The sequence below is a fragment of the Acetobacteroides hydrogenigenes genome (genome assembly GCF_004340205.1).
Classification (GTDB): Bacteria; Bacteroidota; Bacteroidia; order Bacteroidales; family ZOR0009; genus Acetobacteroides; species Acetobacteroides hydrogenigenes.
On the sequence record NZ_SLWB01000002.1, the window covers coordinates 65,909 to 86,340 of the forward strand.

18 protein-coding genes are annotated in these 20,432 nt (G+C 45.9%); 8 read left to right on the forward strand and 10 right to left on the reverse strand.

The genetic code is table 11. The features are described 5' to 3' along the window. The first annotated feature begins 122 nt into the window (after window positions 1–122). The 4 genes from CLV25_RS03050 to CLV25_RS03065 are packed head-to-tail and all read left to right on the forward strand — an operon-like array spanning window position 123 to window position 3,352. Window positions 123–719: a riboflavin synthase gene (locus CLV25_RS03050; protein ID WP_131838168.1), complete on the forward strand. Its 597-nt coding sequence runs from the start codon at window positions 123–125 to the stop codon at window positions 717–719. A 35-nt stretch (window positions 720–754) separates the two neighbouring features. Further along, the gene (locus tag CLV25_RS03055; RefSeq protein ID WP_243649590.1) at window positions 755–1,774 is read left to right on the forward strand and encodes a sensor histidine kinase; all 1,020 of its coding nucleotides are present in this window, start codon (window positions 755–757) and stop codon (window positions 1,772–1,774) included. Window positions 1,775–1,785: 11 nt separating this feature from the next. Continuing rightward, window positions 1,786–2,610, forward strand: coding sequence for a prolipoprotein diacylglyceryl transferase (gene lgt / locus CLV25_RS03060; protein ID WP_131838170.1), 825 nt, complete (start codon window positions 1,786–1,788; stop codon window positions 2,608–2,610). Window positions 2,611–2,632: 22 nt separating this feature from the next. Beyond that, window positions 2,633–3,352: a hypothetical protein gene (locus tag CLV25_RS03065; protein ID WP_131838171.1), complete on the forward strand. Its 720-nt coding sequence runs from the start codon at window positions 2,633–2,635 to the stop codon at window positions 3,350–3,352. Between the two features lie 6 nt (window positions 3,353–3,358). On the opposite strand, the gene CLV25_RS03070 is transcribed toward CLV25_RS03065, so the two are convergent. From CLV25_RS03070 to CLV25_RS03090, 5 genes are all read right to left on the reverse strand, one after another. Next, a complete protein-coding gene (locus CLV25_RS03070; RefSeq protein ID WP_131838172.1) occupies window positions 3,359–4,030 on the reverse strand; it encodes a 2-C-methyl-D-erythritol 4-phosphate cytidylyltransferase in 672 nt (223 codons plus the stop codon). Next, a complete protein-coding gene (locus tag CLV25_RS03075) occupies window positions 4,030–5,052 on the reverse strand; it encodes an NAD-dependent epimerase/dehydratase family protein (protein WP_131838173.1) in 1,023 nt (340 codons plus the stop codon). The genes CLV25_RS03070 and CLV25_RS03075 overlap by 1 nt, the downstream gene beginning before the upstream one ends. A gap of 2 nt (window positions 5,053–5,054) precedes the next feature. Beyond that, complete coding sequence (locus CLV25_RS03080; RefSeq protein ID WP_131838174.1) at window positions 5,055–5,477, reverse strand: pyridoxamine 5'-phosphate oxidase family protein; 423 nt, start codon at window positions 5,475–5,477, stop codon at window positions 5,055–5,057. Between the two features lie 213 nt (window positions 5,478–5,690). Further along, the gene (locus CLV25_RS03085; protein ID WP_131838175.1) at window positions 5,691–8,003 is read right to left on the reverse strand and encodes a PDC sensor domain-containing protein; all 2,313 of its coding nucleotides are present in this window, start codon (window positions 8,001–8,003) and stop codon (window positions 5,691–5,693) included. A 299-nt stretch (window positions 8,004–8,302) separates the two neighbouring features. Further along, complete coding sequence (locus tag CLV25_RS03090; protein ID WP_131838176.1) at window positions 8,303–9,997, reverse strand: ABC transporter ATP-binding protein; 1,695 nt, start codon at window positions 9,995–9,997, stop codon at window positions 8,303–8,305. A gap of 239 nt (window positions 9,998–10,236) precedes the next feature. On the opposite strand from CLV25_RS03090, the gene CLV25_RS03095 reads away from it, so the two are divergent. Both CLV25_RS03095 and CLV25_RS03100 read left to right on the forward strand, forming a co-directional pair. Then, complete coding sequence (locus tag CLV25_RS03095; protein WP_131838177.1) at window positions 10,237–10,506, forward strand: hypothetical protein; 270 nt, start codon at window positions 10,237–10,239, stop codon at window positions 10,504–10,506. 351 nt (window positions 10,507–10,857) lie between these two features. Next, window positions 10,858–11,781: a hypothetical protein gene (locus tag CLV25_RS03100; RefSeq protein ID WP_131838178.1), complete on the forward strand. Its 924-nt coding sequence runs from the start codon at window positions 10,858–10,860 to the stop codon at window positions 11,779–11,781. A 156-nt stretch (window positions 11,782–11,937) separates the two neighbouring features. Here CLV25_RS03100 and CLV25_RS03105 read toward each other — a convergent pair whose 3' ends face one another. After that, the gene (locus tag CLV25_RS03105; RefSeq protein ID WP_131838179.1) at window positions 11,938–12,336 is read right to left on the reverse strand and encodes a VanZ family protein; all 399 of its coding nucleotides are present in this window, start codon (window positions 12,334–12,336) and stop codon (window positions 11,938–11,940) included. Window positions 12,337–12,388: 52 nt separating this feature from the next. Here CLV25_RS03105 and hemW point away from each other — a divergent pair, with 52 nt between their 5' ends. Together hemW and CLV25_RS03115 are read left to right on the forward strand one after the other, a co-directional pair. After that, complete coding sequence (hemW, locus tag CLV25_RS03110; protein WP_165876969.1) at window positions 12,389–13,519, forward strand: radical SAM family heme chaperone HemW; 1,131 nt, start codon at window positions 12,389–12,391, stop codon at window positions 13,517–13,519. A gap of 12 nt (window positions 13,520–13,531) precedes the next feature. Next, the gene (locus CLV25_RS03115; RefSeq protein ID WP_131838181.1) at window positions 13,532–14,188 is read left to right on the forward strand and encodes a DUF2461 domain-containing protein; all 657 of its coding nucleotides are present in this window, start codon (window positions 13,532–13,534) and stop codon (window positions 14,186–14,188) included. 84 nt (window positions 14,189–14,272) lie between these two features. On the opposite strand, the gene CLV25_RS03120 is transcribed toward CLV25_RS03115, so the two are convergent. The 4 genes from CLV25_RS03120 to CLV25_RS03135 form a co-directional block, all read right to left on the reverse strand. Continuing rightward, the gene (locus CLV25_RS03120; protein WP_131838182.1) at window positions 14,273–15,157 is read right to left on the reverse strand and encodes a slipin family protein; all 885 of its coding nucleotides are present in this window, start codon (window positions 15,155–15,157) and stop codon (window positions 14,273–14,275) included. A gap of 1,050 nt (window positions 15,158–16,207) precedes the next feature. Next, window positions 16,208–17,143 (reverse strand): YeiH family protein, encoded by a 936-nt coding sequence (locus tag CLV25_RS03125; protein WP_131838183.1) that lies wholly within the window; start codon window positions 17,141–17,143, stop codon window positions 16,208–16,210. A gap of 504 nt (window positions 17,144–17,647) precedes the next feature. Further along, window positions 17,648–18,535, reverse strand: a complete 888-nt coding sequence (locus CLV25_RS03130) for a LysR family transcriptional regulator (protein WP_131838184.1) — start codon at window positions 18,533–18,535, stop codon at window positions 17,648–17,650. Between the two features lie 181 nt (window positions 18,536–18,716). Further along, a complete protein-coding gene (locus CLV25_RS03135) occupies window positions 18,717–20,378 on the reverse strand; it encodes an AMP-binding protein (RefSeq protein ID WP_131838185.1) in 1,662 nt (553 codons plus the stop codon). Window positions 20,379–20,432 lie beyond the last annotated feature (54 nt).

Consider the following 20,432-nt stretch of genomic DNA (forward strand, 5'->3'; position numbering starts at 1 on the left):
AACTGGCAAAAGTAAGAAAGATTGCTTGATTTCTTAGGGATTTATTAGCTCTTTTAAGGATTGAATTCTAATTTCGAGGTTATATATTGCACTAATTTAGGACTTAATAATAAAGTTGATATATGTTTTCAGGAATTGTAGAAGAAGCCGCCAAGGTGGTTAGGCTCGAGAAGGAGAAGGACAACCTGCATATTACGGTGAGCTGCTCGTTTGCCGATAAGCTAAAAATCGATCAAAGTGTGGCTCATAACGGCGTGTGTCTTACGGTTGTAGATATTAAAGAAGGTGAGTATACTGTTACTGCAATCAAGGAGACGTTGCAGAAAACCAACCTAGGACTACTTGAGGTTGGCGATAAGATAAATCTGGAGCGAAGCATGCGCCTAGAAGCACTTCTTGATGGTCATATAGTACAGGGACATGTCGATCAAACTGCTGTATGTACCTCTATTGAGGAGGTAAATGGAAGCTGGTACTTTACGTTTAAGTACGATCCTTCTTTAGGGAATATAACGGTAGAGAAGGGATCTATCTCCGTTAACGGGGTAAGCCTAACCGTTGTAAACTCTAAGATGGATGCGTTTTCGGTAGCCATAATTCCGTATACTTACGAACATACAAACTTTCATCAGTTTAAGGTTGGAACAGTTGTAAACCTAGAGTTTGATATTCTAGGCAAGTATGTTACAAAGCTCATGAAGCAGTACGCTGGCAAGTAGCGGGAAGTACCATGCAAATTACGTCGCCAAAGCAGATGTCTGTACTGATATCGGGGATTACCTCGGTATTAGTAGTTGTGGTATTCTGGTGGTCGCATGCTTCGCAAAGCTTAGTTGATGAACTCTTATTGGGTATCGCAATTGCGCTTATTGCGTTTTTGCTTGTGTTTATTATTGTCTACTACTTACTTAATGAGCTTATATTCGGCAAGATAAATCCGATTTACAAAACTATTCAGCAGCTTAACCTCTCCGATTCGGAGTTGAAGGAGTTTCTGGAAGGAAAGGATATTGGAAAAGAACTTGAAGAGGAGCTGACAAAGTGGGCTGCCAAGCGGGGTAACGAGTTAACGCGCTTGCGCGAGATGGAGCGCTATCGCAAGGAGTTCTTAGGCAACGTATCGCATGAACTTAAGACTCCAATTTTCAATATTCAAGGATATATACTAACGCTGCTTGATGGGGGACTTGAGGACGAGTCGATAAACCGTGTATATCTCGAGCGTGCTGAAAAGAGCATCAACCGAATGATTTCTATAGTAAAGGATCTAGAGGAAATATCGAAGCTCGAATCAGGAGAACTGACGTTGAACCCTGAGAAGTTTAATGTTGTAGCGCTAGTTCAGGAAATTGCCGATAGCTTAGAAATGAAAGCGTTGAACCGTGGAATAAAGATAGTAATTGCACGGAGTAAGGATACGCCCATTTATGTGAGCGCAGACAAGAAGAGCATCTCACAGGTTATCGTAAACCTTTTGGTAAACTCAATTAACTACGGAAAAGATGGTGGAACTACAATCGTATCGTTCTCAGATATGTTCGATAGTATTCTTGTTGAAGTTTCGGACGATGGCGTTGGCATTGATCAAAAGGATTTAAACCGTATTTTTGAGAGATTTTTTAGGGCCGACAAAAGCCGATCGAGAGAGTCGGGAGGTACTGGCTTGGGGCTTGCCATTGTGAAGCATATACTTGAGGCTCACAGGCAGACTATTAACGTAAGAAGTAAGTTAGGGGAAGGCAGCTCGTTTGCTTTTACCCTCGACAAAGCATAAAAAAAACAAGCATGAATCTTTTGTTTATTAATTGGGATCTTGACCCGGTGTTTTTTACCGTTTTTGGATTTCAGGTTCGCTACTACGGGATACTATTTGCAATTGCATTTGTTGCCAGCTACTGGATCTTTACCCGAATGTACAAGTTTGAGAGTATAAAGGTTTCCGAAATAGATAATCTTGCATTCTACGTTGGAATAGGCGTTGTTGTTGGGGCTCGCTTGGGGCATGTGCTATTTTATCAACCCGATTACTACTTTTCGCACCCTTGGCATATACTTAATATTCGGGAAGGAGGGCTTGCTAGCCACGGAGCTGCTATCGGTATACTGATTGCTCTAGGATTGTATTCGCGAAAGTATAAGCGACCATTTATTTGGCTTTTGGATAGGATTTCGCTGGCTGTACCTCTTGCAGGGATGTTTGTGCGTTTAGGAAACCTAATGAATTCAGAAATCTATGGTCATGTAACCAACTTGCCATGGGGATTCGTATTCCTACGCGAGGGCGAAACGTTGCCAAAGCATCCAACACAAATTTATGAGGCATTAGCCTATCTTGCAATCTTTTTTGTACTATATTGGATGCACTTCAAAAAGGAATATGCCTTCAAGAAGCCAGGTATGCAGTTTGGCCTATTTTTAATGCTGCTGTTCTTAGCCCGTTTTTTAATAGAGTTTATTAAGAATGATCAAGTGGGGTTCGAGCAGGAAATGGCTTTAAATATGGGACAAATTCTTAGCCTACCATTTATTTTAGCGGGTATTGGTTTTATGATTTACGCAAATAAATATGCAAAGCCCAATGCACGTCCACAAAACAGTAAGGGGAAATAGGCTAAAAATAGCCTTGTTCTCTTTGGGTCTGTTTATTGTTGCAATAGCAGGCCTTTACTACTTTTTGAGCTTTAAAAAAACGCACATCACCCCAACGCTAGAGGGTACGTGGATTTGTCAGCAATTCTTAGACAGTATTGCCGCTAAACGTTCGGTTGCAGCAGTAAAAGTGTCTCCTATGTTTGTGCAGATATCCTTTAAGAAGGGATGGACCGATTCGGTTATGTGCACAGGTATAGCGTCTACCTATAGAATGCAGCTCATTAAGCAAAAGAAAGGTAAGTATCTTTTAACTCGTTTTACTGACACCCTAGGAACGATTAAGCTTAAGAAAATTTTCTCTTTTGAGGAAAAATGGAGCGGTATGAAGTGGACCTACATAAAGGTAGACTCCGTTTTTAAGGGAATGGATCAGGGGAAGGTATTTCATCGATCTTTAAATAGAATCCTTATTGCGGGGAAATATCAGCCATTAAAAGGGACATCCTTATTGAAGGAAATTGTATTTAGCGATTCGGGGTCGGTTGAGGGTATAAAAGGATTTGCAAAATATAAGCTCTGCTACGGAAAAGATTGCTTTAGAGGTACGTTGCCCAAAGATGTAATTTTTATGGAAGGTTCAAAGAGAACTGTTCACTTGGCCTTCGATTTAGCAGCCGATACGCTAAACGTATATACAGTTTCGCGATCAGATACTGTTACCCAATTTAAGCTATACTGGAAATTGCTTAGAATAAAATAGCACGTACTAGATAACGCTATCAAAAATGCTATCGGCAATTGCAAGATCGATGGGGTTTGTTATTTTTATATTTTCAACGTTACCCTCTACAATTGTTATTGGAATCCCGTAAGCTTCCACTACCGAAGCGTCATCTGTAAATGTGGAGGTGTACTGCTGCTTGTAGGCATTGGTAAGCATCTCAGAAGGAAATACCTGTGGAGTTTGAACCAATCGAATGGAACTTCTATCAATGGCCGAATTACCCTCGGCTGTAACCATGCGAAGTGAGTCGACTGCAGGAATTGCAGGAATAACCGCTTTGTTAGCGCTAGCCTCCTCATAGCACTTTTTAATTACAGCAGTTGAAACTAGGGGTCTAACACCATCGTGGATACCTACTATAGTGCCGTTTTCAGCTAGTGCCAATCCGTTTTTTACGGAATGGTAGCGCGTATCTCCTCCTTGAGCAACTTCATGCTGTATGGTAAAGTGGTAGTCGAGGCAAAGGTGATTCCATCGCTCAATTTCATTTTGAGGAAGAACCACAATAATTTTAATATTGCGACAGTAACTGTAAAAGCGTTCGATAGTATGCATGAGGATTGGCCTTCCGCGAAGCAGTAGAAACTGTTTAGGAATGTCGCTGCGCATGCGGCTTCCGCTGCCACCAGCTACAATTACAACCGCTTTTTTCATTACTTTTTACGATTACTATTTAGGTAACACCTGCAGGCGAAATCAATGGTTTGGCTAATAGGTGTATACTTTACACCAAATTGTTCTTCAAACTTTCTTCCACTATAGTAGCATTTTCGCCAAGCCGATCGAGCGCTTTGTGGCGTTACCAAGGGATCGCGACCAGTTATGTAGGAGTAGAAGCTACTTATGGTAGCAATCGATTTCAGCAGAATTGGATAGGCCTTAAACTTTGGGGTAGGTTTGTTGAGGCTTTTAGCAATGTTGCAGAATAGGTTGTAGTAGCTGATATTTTCTGCAGATAGGACGAACCTTTCTGCAGAAACCGTACTTTCTAAAGCAAGTCGGCTTGCGAGGGCAACATCGCGTACATCAACAAAACCGGTTACTCCGTTACTGTAGAACGAGAGCCCCTTTGCTATGGTAGATATAAAAGTTGAGCTGCTGGTCTTCCAATCGCCTGCACCAAGAATAACAGAAGGGTTTAGAATTACGGCATCTAATCCCGAATTTATGGCACGCCAAACCTCCATTTCTGCATAAAACTTGCTGGTAGAGTAGGCGCTTTGATCTTTCACGGATGCGAGCTTTGTTTCCTCTGTGATAGGTTCCCCATTAATGGTGCTTCCGAGTGCGGCAATAGAACTTATGTGGCACAGCTTCTTGATTCCGGCTTCTATGGCAGCATCGGCTATATAGGAGGCCATAAGCGTATTGTTCTCGATGATGCGGTGCTTGAATCTAGGGTTGAACGAAACTTCGGCAGCTGCATGTACTACGTAATGAACGCTCTGTACAGCCTTGAGTACGTCATTATAGTCGAGCATATCTACGTTTACCCACTCAACTCTATTGAAAAGCGCATCGGCATCTTCGTAGTATCCCAGAACTTGTTTTGCTTTTGTTTGTGATGCTTGGTTTCTGAAAGTCCCTTTTACATGGTAGCCGGCTTGTAGAAACTCTCGAACGACATGGATTCCTAAAAATCCGGTGGCTCCGGTAATGAGAACGGTTGGTTGCATGGTTACTTCTTCCAGATTAACTTCTTGCCGAATCCTAGCGTGCTATCGGTGTACTTAACAAAGGTAAGATCTATAACCCAAAGTGTAGTGTTCATGCCATGCGAGAAGGGGAATAGGCTACTGTAGGCTTTCTTTGCCTTTTCTGCAAGCACTTGGGATGGCTCCGAAATTACACCTTGAAATTGTACGCCTTTTACCACTGGGAGGTTGCAGGCATCAACAATGCTACCCGCTACGAATATGTTGTGCGATATATTTCTGATATGCTTTGTATTCATATCAGAGGTAACTACAAAGCAGTTATCTTCGGGTAAGAAGGCATAAAACAGATTAGCGCAGTAGGGCTCGTCACCGAAGCTGGTGGCCATAGTTAAAACCGAGTGGTTTTTTAAAAAGTTTGATATTCGTTGGTCTAGTGCGCTCATTGTTTTTTGTACGAGTAGCAAACTTATCAGTTTCCTGTCAATATCCAAAGGAATTAATACCTTTAAATAGCAAATCCTTATTTATGGTTGAGTAAATATAGCTGCGATTAGCATATAATCTATCTCAGTTATTCATGCTTCTGATGAATGTCCATGTAAAGAAAATAGACGTGACATTGGGGGCACGTCTATTTTCTTTCTATTTTGTAATGCTTAGTTTAGCGTGTAGGCAATGAATGCTATGTTACCGTTTTGTTCGTTGTCGGGGATTAGTGTTGTTTGGATTCTTTTAGGTTGCTTATTATGTCCAATAAGGGTTAGCTTGCTGGACACTACTCCATTATTTTGGGCTACCGAGAAATCGGAGTGAAGAGTTTGCCAGTCATCTTCGTGTACATGCTCCGTAAGAGGTTTCCCAATGATTGATGTTGTGTCGTGTCCTAGTACTGCCTTGGCTTTATCGTTTAGATCGAGCACAACCATGTTAGAATCTACAACAAGGGTAATAAAATTTTGATGTATTGCATTTTGGTATCGTTCTGCATAGCTAGCCTTGCGCCTCATTTCTTCTTGAGTAGCATGCAGCTCTTCGATATTCTGTCTCATCTCTTCTTCTTGAGCCTGCATTTCTTCGGCCTGAATTTTTGAGATGGCGAGCAGCTCGTTGGTTCGTGCATTTATTTTGATGGAGGTTATTGAAGATGCGAAGCTCTCGGAAATTCGTTTTAAATAGGTTTTGGTATAGGTGTCGAATAACTTGAATGAGGCTACTTCTATCATACCTACAACCTCTTCGTTGTGGATAAGTGGCGTAAGCATGAGCATACGAGGTCTTGATCCTCCAAGTCCAGAACTAATCTCTATGTAGTCTTCTGGAATTTCGGTGAGTTCAATTGGCGCTTTCTCGAAGTAGCAAGCACCCAGAAGACCTTCTTCTAGCAGGAATGTTTTTTTCTGCATCTTAATTCTGCTCCATGCAATGCAGGCAACCATCTCGAAGCATTTTTTTTTATCGTCGTCTTCTTTTACTAGGTATAGTGCTCCCTGGTTTGCTTCAATATAGTTTACGATAAGCTTGATAACATTGGAATAAAGGGTATTGGTATCTTCGTAGTCCTGTCTCAGCTCTTGTGCAAACAGGGATAAACCTTTTTCAGTCCAGCTTTGCCTTTCGTCCACAAGCTTTCGTTGGCGTTCCTCTTCTTCTGATCTAACAAGATTATCTCTCATCACAATAAGAGAGTTGCCGAGGATGTCACCTTCCCCTTTCGATTTTAAGGTTGCTGATAGATTTCCTGTTCCAATGGCTTTTGTGAAGCCAACAACTTCCTCGATGGAGGTATACAAGTTGTTGAATGATGTGGCCATGGCTTCAAGCTCATCACCTGTTTTAATGTCGACCTTGGTAACTTGGGCGTAGTTTCCCTCCCCAAGCTCTTTTAGGGCATTATTCACCTTATTAACGGGTTCAATAATCTTTCTTAGGATATAGGCTATGAGTAGGTAAAAAATGAGCAGGCCAATGGTTAGAAGTAAGGCGAGAGTGATTATGAAAATCTTTAAATTGGAAGTAGTTACAAAATTTCCGGGAATAAGAAGGATGCTTACCTCTCCCTTTTGGAGGATGGTGGTAGGGGTAAGATAAGCAATATACTCTTTCCCATTTTTGTCGATGAAATCGTAGAATCCGGAGGTTTTGCTTTGTATTGCATCAACCAACTCTTTGTTATCATTATCCTTTAAAAGCACTTTTGGGGCTTCTTGGCCAATTTCTTCTTCATTGTCGTAGATATTCAGCTTTTGGTCGGAACCAACAATAAAGAATCGTCCATCTTCTTCTTTCAGCTGTTCGATGATTTGCTGGTTTATTTGTGAGATGTTTAAATCGGCTCCAACTACACCTATAACCTCGTTCTTTACAATAATGGGGAGCGACATGGTGATGATCAGGTAGTTCTTTTCACCTTCGTAGTTCTCAAAATAGGGTGCTGATACGTAAATCTGTCTTGTGCTTTTGGGAATAGTGTAGTATTCGCCTTCTTCATCGTCATCGGAGTTGTAGTTGGCGGCTTCTATTAGGTTATCTTTTCGGTATAGTGTTGCGCAGAATTTACCAGAGGCTGTTGCTCCTGGTGTATTGAGCATTTTACTATCTAGGCTATCAACCGCTTCCTTTTCCCAGTCGGCCCAAATTGAAAGTAGTTCGGAATTGTTTTCTAGAAGATCTTTAAGCTTATCTATTACGATTGTTCTTCTTGCAGATCTAGGATACTGATGGATGCGCTCTAGGGATGTTCGTTCGGTGTTCAGTAGCGATTCTGTTCGGCTTAAGCTGGAGGATAGCTGTGAAATACTCTTCCCAGAAATGGCTTTAATGGTGTTATACTTTTCTTTTAGGAGCAACGATCGAATACTTTTGGTACAGATAATTCCGGTAAGCGCAAAGAAGAGAAAAACACCTCCGACTACTGCTACTAGTACTTTTCGTCGTAGGCTTTTGTTGATAAAGGCCATTAAGTTTTTCATATGTGCAAAATAGTAGTTTAAATTTATGCTAGCTTGTCCTCCTTCACTATAGGAATAACATCGTATTTGGGCTTAATTTTAGATATGCTACAAGGGCTTGTAGAGGTTAAAAAGATATGCAAATAGTAGATTGTTAACCTTAATGGATATAGAGGATGAAGTCAAAGAACTTTGGCTGATAGTTTAGCTAATTAATTTTCAAAAAAGTTACTATTTGGCAAAAGTATATAAAATAGTATAGATGATGTTTGTAAAAGCAGGTAGTGTTGTTAATTTATATTTAACAAAAACACCTGCTTTTATTGGGGATTGCTTTTTGATTTTGGGATGGCACCAATCAGCTTCTTGGTGTACTCCTGTTTGGGGTGATTGTAGAGTTCATCTGCTTCATTCAGCTCTGCTATCTGCCCTTTTTGCATCACCATAACGCGATCGCTAATGTATCGCACAACGCTCAAGTCGTGCGATATGAAGATATATGTTAGCCCCAACTCCTTTTTCAGGTCGTTGAGCAGGTTGAGTACCTGCGCCTGAACCGATACATCGAGGGCAGATACCGACTCGTCGCAGATTATCAGCTTAGGCTCTAAGGCTAACGTACGAGCTATAACGATACGCTGGCGCTGACCTCCCGAGAACTCGTGTGGGTAGCGTGAGGCTACTTCTAGAGGTAGCTCTACCTTTTTTAGCAGATAGTTCATTCGTTCCAAGCGATCCTTTTCGTTGCGGCCAACCCCATGTACGCGCATGGGCTCCATAATGGCTTCGCCAACGGTTATCTTAGGGTTGAGAGACGAGAAGGGGTCCTGAAAGATCATTTGGATATCACGACGTATGCGGCGTAAGTCTTCACCCTTGAGCTTATCAATGCGCTTGCCTTCGAACTCGATGCTGCCGCTTAGACTTTTTACCAGACCTACAAGAGTTCGGCCTAAGGAGGTCTTGCCACAGCCCGATTCGCCCACTAGACCAAATGTTTCGCCGGGATAAACCTCGAAGCCAACCTGCTTTACGGCCTTAAAAAACTTACGTGTTTTGCTGAATATCGATCCACCAAACGAGTAGCCAGCATCGAGGTTAGATACTTTTAGCAGCGGCACTTGAGCGTATAGCTGTTTGTGCTGATTACTTCTTTCAGTATTATTTTGAAAGGTTATGCTGGCGTTCTCTTGTTCTGTAAACTCCTTTACCGTAAGCAGCCGTTCGGGGCGTGCATCAATAGGTGGGAGGCAGCTGACGAGCGCCTTGGTGTAGGGGTGCTGAGGGTGGTGAAAGACGTCGTCGGACTTACCCTGCTCCACCAAGTCGCCGTGGCGCATTACCACAATTCGCTCGCAAACCTCGGCCACGATGCGCAGATCGTGGCTGATGAAGATGAGCCCCATTCCGTAGCGGTTGCGCAGCTGCTTGAGCAGCTCGAGGATCTCCTTCTGCACCGTAACGTCGAGGGCGGTGGTGGGCTCATCTGCGATAAGCAGCTGCGGGTTGCACGATATGGCCATGGCAATCATTACCCGTTGGCGTTGTCCTCCGCTGAGCTCGTGCGGGTACGATCGGTAAGCCTTTTCTGGATCGGGGAGAAGCACTTCGTCAAATAGCTGCAGCGTACACTCCTTAGCCTGCTGGCGGCTGTAGCCGAGGTTCTCGCGCATCATCTCGTCCACCTGTTCGCCGCAGCGGATGGTGGGGTTGAGCGCCGTCATTGGCTCCTGAAAGATCATGGCAATCTCGCGTCCTCGAATGCCTTCAGGGTAAGCGTTGCCGCTTACGGCCAGCTCTACGATAGTACCATCGGTCTTGGTAAACGATATGCTACCGCTCATCTTGGCCGTGGAGGGTAGCAGCCCCATCACCGAAAGCGAACTGATGGACTTGCCCGAGCCCGATTCGCCTACCAGGCCAACCGTCTCTCCCCTGCCTACGCTGATGCTGATTCCCTTTACCACTGGGCCTACGCCCCGAAACTCTACCGTAAGATTGCTGATTGTAAGCATGACCGTTTTCTTAAACCCGCTGCAATATCGCGAAAAATGGTGGAGGGGCAAAGCAAATGCTGCTACTTAAAGTTGATCGGTGTCTTTAACGTGGTTTAGCATAAAAAAACGGGGAGGATTTGACCCTTCGCGCATCACCCTTGTTTCTTGATATTGGTAGCTCGTTGAGATGCGATGGCGAGACGCTAACGATGAGCCAATATAGCAAATAACTTATGTCAAACTAAAACGGATTGTTTATGAAGAAGCTACTATGGCTTTTGGCAATAGCGCTAATGTTTTATGCCGCAAATGCTCAGACCACGAAGAAGGAGCAAAAGAAGGATATGCCTAAGATGGAGCAGAAGGCGCTAAAGGAGCACAAGTGCACCGAGGCCTGCTCCAATGGCAAGCACGCGTATGCCCATGGCGAAAAGGGCCACAAGTGCAGTAAGGAGTGCGCTAAGCAGTGCGAAAAAAAGGAGATGAAAAAAGAAATGAAGAAGGAGATGAAAAAGGAGGTGAAGTAGCAGCTCGATTGCCTAGCTGACTACATCATTTATAGAAGTTGCCTCACTTGGGCTTGTGAGGCAACTTTTTTTATGGCTAGCCCAAGTGTAAGTTGGAGAATTTTGAGATACTGTTGTAGATGGAGACATCGGATAGCACGCTAAAGCGTCGAGCTAGTTAACAGTGATGCTGGTAGATGATAAGTAGTTTAAGGAGTATTTAACAGAATGAACGTTAGCTGGCTAAAGGTACAGAACAGGGAGGGTTGTCCATTTATTTTGTAATGCCCTAGTGCTATAAAACCCTAACAGTTGGGCGTATGGCCTAGTTTTTGCCAACTTTGCATCGTATTTATTAAATTTAATTTTACTATGAGAAAGTTTAAGTTTTTAATGTTTTCGCTGCTGCTAGCAGGTGCAGCCTTCACCTCTTGCTCGAAGGATGATTTGCTAGATGTGCCAGAGATCGACAACCCTGTTGTTACCATTAAAAGGGATGGTGTTGCTATCACTACCATTAACGATAAGAATGCGGGTGAGGTAGTACCAGTTGTTGCCCGCTTCGATATGGGGGCTCAAGAAAGCCGCTTGGAAAAGATTAAGATCACTACTTTGGTCGGTGGACAATCCTTCGTTGTGCTCGATAGTACCCTAAACGATGGCTGGTTTAACCGTGGCGACAAGTTCGTTGAGCGTAAGTACAACATCGCTGTAGGACAATCAACATCTACCATTACCTTCGAAACTAAGGACGTGAAGGGTCGTGTAGGTTCAACCACAATTACGGTAGCTCCTGCTGGTACTCCTGTTCCTAAGGTAGAGCGCGTAGTTCTTCTTGCCGGACAGCTTAACACAACAGCTACCTATGGTGGCTTCTACTCGGTTGCAATCGACAAGTCGTTTAAGCTCGAAGATGCTGTTACCAATGCGCAGTACATCGACTTCGTGTACTACTACGGTAACACCAACAAGGCGACAATCTCTCCTGTTTCTGACCCAATCTTCAGCAAGTACGAAGGTGGATCATATGTTGGTCCAACTGGATACGAAAAGCCAATTGCCCAATTTGCCGTAAAGAATGCTACTAAGTTTGCTGCGGCAACTGCCGATAACTACACTGCTGGAACCATGCCTACTGCTACTTTTGCAGCAGAAGGACAAACCAACCTTGCGGTTGGGGACTACCGTGCATTTAAGACCGTACTTGGCCAAAAGGGTATCTTTAGGGTGGTTAAGCTCGAAGGAACCGATGGCTCTAACCGTTCGATTACCCTCGACGTAAAGGTTATTCAGTAAGCTTTAAGCATAACCTGAAATAGTTCCAAGGGCCATCTCCGTAAGGGGGTGGTCCTTTTTGTTGGATGATAGTGAAAGAGGAAAGAAAGAAAGAAGAGAAATTGAGCAAAATTTTGTACCACACTGCGCCCCTCACCTGCTGTATAGAGGAGTATTCTAAAGGGTCTTAAATCTCCCCTTTACCCATCGGCTCACCTTTTTATATAGCAGTACTCCCACAACAGCTCCTGCGGTATCGGCAACCACATCCAACCACTCGAAGCTACGCCCAGCGAAAAAGGCTCGCTGCAAAACCTCGATCAGCCAACCATATAACAGGCAGATAGTAATGGTAATGATATAGGTCCACCTAGAGGTCTTAAGATGTGAGTTGAGCGTTAGAACAGCCATTACCAGCATGGCTAATACGAAGTAAAGCGCAAAGTGTACGATCTTATCCATGTAAGGAAGGTCGAAGAACTTAACCTTATCAACATCCTGCGGAGGCATTCCGCATAGTACCAGAATAATAGCTGCCCATACCGTAACTAATAGCCAGTAGCTCTTTTTTACCATAAAATCGGCTTTAACTTCGTAATTTTACGGAACAAAATTAATATTTTATTTGGTGGCAGGATTTTACATTCATATCCCCTTTTGTAAAAAGCTTTGCAGCTACTGCGACTTCTACTTTTCGGTGTCGCTAGCCAATAAGGATGAAATGCTTACCGCCCTGGTAAAGGAGATTGCCGAACGGAAGGACTACCTCGGCGGAGAAACCATCCGCACGCTATACTTTGGCGGAGGAACGCCTACCGTGTACTCGCCCAACGAGCTGAAGCAGCTTGTTGATGCGGTTAAGGAGTGCTACCCTTGCCAGATAGAGGAGCTCACCGTAGAGGCAAACCCCGACGACCTTACTCCAGAATACCTCAACGAGCTTCGAGCAATTGGCGTAAACCGGCTTAGCATCGGCATCCAGTCGTTTGTTGAGCGCGATCTGGTTTTGATGAACCGTCGGCACGATGCACGAATGGCGCTGGACGTGGTGCCTATGGCGCAAGCTGCCGGATTCGACAACATCAGCATCGACCTAATTTACGGCATACCCGGCCAATCGGAAGAGGAATGGGTTGCGAACCTCGACATGGCCCTATCGCTCAACGTTCAGCACATTTCATCGTACCACCTGAGCATCGAGCCCAAGACGGTGTTCGGCAACCAGATGAAGCGTGGGCTCTTCCACCCTATCGACGATGAGGCCAGCGAACGCCTGTACCATCACCTCGAAGAGCGGCTAACCCGTGGTGGCTTCGAGCACTACGAGGTATCGAACTTTGCCAAGCCCGGATTCTACTCCAAGCACAACACCTCGTACTGGACCTATGCCAAGTACATCGGCGTTGGCCCATCGGCGCACTCGTTCGATGGCGTATCGCGCCAGTGGAATGTTGCCAACAACACCAAGTACCTGAAAGCCGTAGCCAGCAGCCTACCCTACTGCGAAAAGGAGCAGATGAGCATCGAGGAGCAGTACAACGAGCTTATCCTTACCTCGCTGCGTACCGTATGGGGGCTCAACAAAAAAGTGCTCGCCGATCGCTTCGGGGAGAAGCTAAATGGCTACTTTTATAAGGCCATCGAACCCTACACGAAATGCGGTAAGCTTATCGACGACGGTACCACTATCCGTATCCCAACCGAGCATTTCCTGGTTTCGGATGGCATAATGTCCGATCTATTCTATGTTGAAGCGTAAAAAACAGACCCTATGAGCCATATTTTCGATTTCCTGAACGAGCTTAAGGATAACAACAACCGCGAATGGTTTAACGACAACAAGGATCGCTACAAGGCTGCCCTTGGAGAGTTCGAAGAAGTAGTTGCCCAGCTGATTGCCTCGGTAGGACAGTTCGACGATTCGGTTAGGCTGCTCGAACCCAAGGAGTGCATCTTCCGAATCTACAAGGATATCCGCTTTAGCAAGAACAAGGAGCCCTACAAGACCAACATGGGCGCCTACCTGGCTAGGGGCGGCCGCAAGAGCCGATTCTCGGGATACTACGCCCACTTCGAGCCCAACGGGTCGTTCGTATCGGGAGGAATCTACATGCCGGAGCCCGCCGTGCTCAACCGAGTGCGCGAGGATATCGACCTCTACTACGACGATTTGATTAACATAACCAACAGCCCCTCGTTCCAGAAATTCTTCCCCGAGCTGCACGGCGATAAGCTTAAGACCACTCCTAAGGGCTACAGCAAGGATAATCCTGCCGCCGAAATTCTGAAGCATAAGAGCTTGTACGTCTACCGGTCGCTATCCAACAGTCAGGTGGATAGCCCAAGCTACATAGCCACCGCTACCGAAACCTTTAGGGTGCTAAAGCCCTTCAACGATTTTCTGAATAGGGCCATCGAGGATCTTTAGGATCGGAGGCGATTCCGAAAGAAAAGGGGAAGGCAGCCGAGAGCAAGCGCTCGTGCAACCTTTCCCTCGTTCGGCTCCGGCTCCTCAGCCGTCGTTTATCGAATCCACCGCAATATTGCCCGTTCCTGCCATGCTGCCAAGGTTCATGCTCTCTATAGCCGTGCTCGGAACAACCACAATCGTGGCGTTGGACTTCAGCCCCTCGTACAGCATGTTCATAGCACGAAGGTGGAAGGCGGTAGGGTTGTTGGCGTACGCCTTAGCCGCCTCCTCGAACTTTTGGGCAATCTGCCGCTCCGAATCGCCAAGGATAACCCGCGCCTGACGCTCGCGCTCGGCCTGCGCCTGCATCGACATGGCCGCCTCTAGCCCCTCGGGGATCAGCACATCCTTTACCTCCACCGATATCACGTTGATGCCCCACGGCTCGGTTCGCTCGTCGATGATGCGCTGCAGAAGGGCGCTAATCTTATCGCGCCCCTCCAGCATCTCGGCCAGCATCGTCTTGCCGATCACATCCCGAAGGGCGGTCTGCGAGGCCCAGCTGATGGCGCTCTTATAGTCGGCCACATCTAGGGCGGCCTTCTTGGCGTCAACCACCCTCCAGAACAGAACCGCATCAACATCAACCGGAACGGTATCCATGGTAAGCGTCTTTTCGGCGTTAAAGGCGGTGCTGATCACCCGAATATCGATCCAATACGGAATCCCATCAACTATCGGAATAATGAAGAATAGCCCAGGCCCCCGAAGCCTATGGAACCTACCCAGGCGCAGCACCACTGCCCTATTCCACTGATCGGCCACCTTGGTTGCCGCAGCCACAGCGGCCGCCAGAACTGAAAAAACAATTAGAATGACGGTGCTCGCGGGGGAAGAAAGGCTACCGTCGATGGCAAACGCCAAGCCCAGCCCTGCTGCAACAACAGCTACAAAGAGCAGCGCAGCAAACGATCCGTTGTTTCTCATCTCCTACCTACAATTTAGGGGTTAATAGCTACTGCAAAGGCTAGGAGGCAGATGCGAAGAAGTGCTAGGCCTGAATGTAAAACGGTTCGTGCCAACGATAGTTGCTATTTACGATGCAATTAGTATTAAAAGAAGCGCCCAACCAAGGACAGCCCATTGTAATGCGCCCCCCTCGAATCGAAGCAAAACCGCCTCCCCCTCGCTGGAGCTACTTATCAAGCTTTCAAAGAATATAATTTGATCGTAAAGTTGAAGCACAATAAATAGGCGGCATGCAATTGGTAAAAATAGCCCTAAGGCTATCCCGTAAATACCGTGGCGAAGCCACTCCACCAGGCCGAGAATCCCTGTCTGAGCGAGCGGAGCATCCGCAACGTTTCGAAAAGATAAGGCGATCCCGAAAGCAGCCCATTAATCGGTATAATATGGCCATAAAGCGACCGAGCGAGTTAATTCTCGGCAAGGTTTTTTCGTTCTTTTTTGCCTTCAAAAAAGAACAGAAAAGCTTACTATTCCACCTTATTCGGCTGATGTTTTTCCTCCCCCCCGCTGCAAACCATTGTCGCCCATCGTAAACCATGCTACGCTCGCGATAAGGAGTGTTACGCTGTCAATATTCCTTGTTACGCCAGTAGTAAATCGTGCTACGCTGATGATATTGTATGTTACGCCAGTAGTAAACCGTGTTACGCTGGTGATATTGCATGTTACGCTAGCAGTAAGGAGTGTTACGCTAACAACATTTCATGTTACGCTAGCAGTATAGAATGCTACGCTGGAAGCATAGCATGTTACGCCAGTAGTAAACCGTGTTACGCTGATGATATTGCATGTTACGCCAGCAGTAAGGAGTGTTACGCTAACAACATTTCATGTTACGCCAGCAGTAAGGAGTGTTACGCTGGTGATATTGCATGTTACGCCAGCAGTAAGGAGTGTTACGCTGGTGATATTGCATGTTACGCTAGCAGTATAGAATGCTACGCTGGAAGCATAGCATGTTACGCCAGCAGTAAGGAGTGTTACGCTGATCCCCCAAGGCGCTACAGCTTAAAGAAGGAGGCGTATCCCGTACAGCGACACCACTCCAACGATAATCCAAACCGTAACCCCCAGCACTATCGGCCTCACGCCTACGCTGCGAATAGCCTTAAACGATAGCCCCATCCCTATAAGGAATAGCGCCATGTTTAGCGTGCGTCGGGCAATGGCGGTAACGCCCATCAGCAGGGTTTCAGGAATAGGCAGATAGGTTCCGATAACCATTGCCACCAGAAAAAGGACGATAAAAAGCGGGAAGCTCGCCCTCTTCCCTCCCCCACCGTACAAGTACGAAAAGAGCAGCGAGATAGGAACAATCCACAAGCTGCGCTCGAGCTTAATGGTGGTGGCAATGTTCAGCGCATTGTCGCCAAAAACGCTGGCGGCACCCACCACCGAGCTGGTATCATGTATGGCGATGGCCGACCAGAAGCCGAACTGCAGCTCGCTAAGGTGTAGCAATCGGCCAATAGGCGGAAAGATCAGCAGCGCTACCGCATTTAGCAGAAAGATGGTGGCCAGCGACACCGAGGTCTCATCGTCCTTGGCCCCAACCACCGGGGCAACTGCCGCAATGGCGCTTCCCCCGCATATGGCCGTTCCCGACGATATCAGCAACGAAATATTCCTTTCGATGCCCAGCTTACGCCCTATTAGCATACCCACCAGCAGCGTAAGCACAATGCTCAGCGCAGTAACGCCCAACCCGGTAGCACCCGCCTTTGCGGCATGCACCAGGTTAATTCCAAAGCCTAAGCCTACAATGGAGTACTGAAGGATGTACTTGGATAGCCGCGATGTTACCTTCGGTATGGGATTATCCGACAGCTGGGCTACAACAACGCCCAGAAGAAGGGCTATGGGGGCATTTATAAGATCGAAAAGGCAAAGGATTGCAGCAATAGCGAGTATTGCATAGAAGTAGTGTGTTTTCTGCTTGAGCATAGCTGATTCTTTAGTTTGCCACAAAAGAACCTCAGCAAAAGGCAAAAATAAACTCAAAAGTAGCTATAAGCAATAGCTTAAAGCTATTGATAGATTCTCGCTTTTTAGATTTTTGACCAAGAAAAAGATCTATTAGCCTATTAAAACAGGACCTTCACTGTAGGGAGAGACTAACCAGCGGTAGGAAAGCTTAGCAACGTCTAACAACCTTCCCCCGTAGATACCATGGCGTAGCCATACCACATCGGCACGAATTCTGTTCGAGCGAGCGGAGCTGCTACAACGCCAATCCGCGCAATAGCGATGAAAGGACTAGAAGCAATCAATTGAGGTGGTGACATTCCACCGCGACCGAGCGAGTTAACTCGTGCCAAGGGTTTTTGTTTTTTTTTTTGCCCTTACAAAAAGAAAAGAAAAAAGGAGAGCACGTTCTTCCAAATTGCTAGTTGCGAGTAAAAGCTTCTTGATTCTTGCAGCTATATTTTAAAAGTGAAATTCTTAAAGCTATTGCTTAAGCAGCGCAAATTGAATAAACGACTCAGCAATTCCTGCTGCCACCCCGTGGGGAAGAATAAAGCATAGGGTTCTGTTGAATTCCACCTCGGCCAGCTGTAGCAGCCTAAACGACCCGTCACGCAGCTCATTCTTAATGGTCTCCTCCGATAGGATGGCAATGCAGGTTCCCGCCTCAAGGGCATTCTTTATGCTCTCGGTGCTGCCAAGGTAGAGCTTCACGTTCAGGTCGCTAATGCGCATGCCGCACCCCCTCAACGAATGCTCGATAACCTCCAGCGTACCCGAACCGTTCTCCCTAAGAATAAGCGGCTGCGTCTTAAGCAGCTCAAGGGTAATGCTCCCACGCGAGTATAGCGGGTTCGAACGGTGGCACACCACCCTCAACCTATCCTCCCTAAAAGGGATGTAGCGCAACCCGCTCCGGTGGGTAAGCCCTTCCACAATACCCAAGTCGATGGTTTTAGCAAGCGCCGCCTGCTCTATATCGTTGGTGTTACCGCTTAGCAGCTTAACCTCCAGCCTCGGGTAGTTGCCGCTAAACTGCAGCAGTATTTTAGGGATGATGTACTGCGAAATGGTGGTAGAGGCGCCAAGCGTAAACGATCCCATATGCTGGTTGGTAAGCATACCCAAATCGAAGAGCAGCTGCTTCTCTTCGAGGATCACCTTCTCTACATGCTCCCTATAGAGCACCCCGGCAGAGGTTAGGGCCAATCGGCTTCCGTTTCGCTCGAAAAGAGAGTGCCCCAGCTGCTGCTCGAGCTGCCGAATGGCCTTGCTTACCGCAGGTTGCGATATGTGGTTATCGTGTGCAGCCCGGGTAAAGCTAAGCGATGTAGCAGCAGAATAGAATACCTTAATCTTAAAATCGAGCATAGCGGCAAAAGTTGACGTTGGATATTAGACGCAAGATATTAGATTTTCCGTGTAGTTGCCTCTTTAATTACCGAGAGGAATTAGCAAATCCATCCGTTTTCGCAGCTCAAACATCACACATCTCACATCACATATCGCAGCTCAAAAAGAAAAGCCCCCAACATTGTGGAGGCTTTAAAGATTATGCTTCAACCTGATAAAGGAAGCGTTTTATGCTCTTCTTAGGCGTTTTCTCAAACTCTTCGTCGCGCAGCTTTAGCGCAGAGATCTGGCAAAACGCAGGCAGCTGCTTGTTGATTTCGTGCCGCTTCTTTTCGAAATGGCTATGCAGCTCTTCCTCGTTTATGCCCTGGCTCTTTGCAGCATCAACATCCGGAAATACCAGAGCTACAAGGCGCGAGTTGCTCTCAACAACCAGCGATTCGCTAACAAAAGGAAGGTTGTTCAGCTTGTTTTCAATCTCCTCGGGATAGATATTCTGCCCCGAAGGCCCAAGGATCATATTCTTGCTGCGGCCTTTTATGTAGATAAATCCTTCGCGATCTACAACAGCAAGGTCTCCGGTGTGCATCCAGCCATCCTGCTCGATAACAGCATCCGTTGCCTCCTCGTTCTTATAGTAGCCAAGCATCACGTTTTCGCCCTTCACCATAATCTCGCCCGGTACGTTGTACGGATCAACCGAATCAATCTTAAGCTGAAGCCTCTTAACGATCTTTCCACACGAAGCGATACGAGTATCGTCGAAAGGCGCATAGGCAATAATAGGACCACACTCAGTCATCCCATAGCCTACAGTATAGCGGAAACCGATCTTTTTGAGGAAAGCATCAACCTCTGGATTAAGCGCTGCTCCCCCAATAATTACCTCTATAAAGTTACCGCCAAATAAGTCCGTAATTTTCTTGTTTATTGCCTTATAGATAATCGATCGAAGGCCAGGAACAGCAAGTAAAGCCTTCATGGTAGGCGTCGAAATCTTCGGAAGAATCTCCTTCTTATAGATCTTTTCGAGGATAAGCGGAACCAAAAGAATAATACGAGGTTTTACATCGGCAAAGGCATCGAGGATTATCTTTGGAGATAGGTTCTTGGTAAGGAACACGATTTCGACACCCTCCAAGAATTCGTAGATAAACTCGAAAGCAGCACCATAGGCGTGTGCTAAGGGAAGCAAGGATACTACCTTTTCGCCTTTTTCTATGTTCAGCACATCTTTAGCGAATAGATAGTTAGCCATTAGACTTCGGTAGGGCAGCATAACCCCCTTAGAGAATCCTGTAGTACCCGAGGTATAGTTCAAAAGGCAGAGGCTTTCGGCACTCTCTTCTGCTTCGTAGGAGATATCCGATGCCCTTAGGCCATTAGGATACTTTTCGCTATAAAGCTCGTTAACCTTGCTGGTAAGGTGCTCAATCTCTTTGTTGAAAGCATCAAATACTATGCTGAAATCGGATAAGTTGACAATTGCATTGAGCTGAGGCATCTCCTTTTCATCGAACTGATCGATGTACGAATCACCTGCAAAAACCACCTTTGCCTCAGAATGGTTTATGATGTGCTGAATATTGTCAATCTTAAACTCGTGAAGGATGGGAACAATCACCGCTCCGTAGGATACTGTTGCAATAAAGGTTATTGCCCAGTTCGATGAGTTCTTGCCTACAAGAGCTATTTTATCGCCCTTTTCGACCCCGCAACGATCGAAGATAAGGTGTATCTTCTCGATTCTACGAGCTACATCTTTGTAGTAGTACGTCTCACCTTTATAGTCCGTTAAAGCTTTCCGTTCCCAATTTTCCCTAATCGTGCGTTCAAACTCTTTTATGAATGATGTCTCCATCAACAAGTCTTTAGTTAAACGTGTGTTATTCAAATAACGATCATGTTTCCAGCC